A 376-nucleotide genomic window follows, 5' to 3' on the forward strand; every position below is an offset into this window, starting at 1 on the left:
ATTTTGTTGAGATTATAAAGAAAATAGACTAAGATATAACCATAAGAACAATTGGAAACATTATTATCAAAACAAACTGTTAGAGATCTTCATCTAATATTGTGGCAGTGATGCTTTTGTTCCCATGACCCGGCTGCCGACGGCAGCCTTAAAACAGCAATATTCGCCTTTATCAATCTACCTCACGCTTCAACGGTTTGATTTTTGATAACACCGGAGACTTAGTAATGCCCAACCAATCTAAACATGCATCTATCAATATCGGTCTGATTCAGGCGCGGGAAGCATTGATGACCCAATTCCGCCCTATTCTGAACCAAGCCAATATTACTGACCAGCAATGGCGTATCATCCGGCTCTTAGCGGAAAACGGCAC

The 376-nt window shown here is 41.0% G+C and carries 1 pseudogene; it reads left to right on the forward strand.

Annotated elements, in window-relative coordinates:
• Positions 1-227: 227 nt before the first annotated feature.
• Positions 228-376, forward strand: a pseudogene (nadR, locus tag ACTHSP_RS22645) (MarR family adhesin repressor NadR); the annotation flags it as partial.

Source organism: Neisseria sp. P0001.S005 (assembly GCF_051963715.1).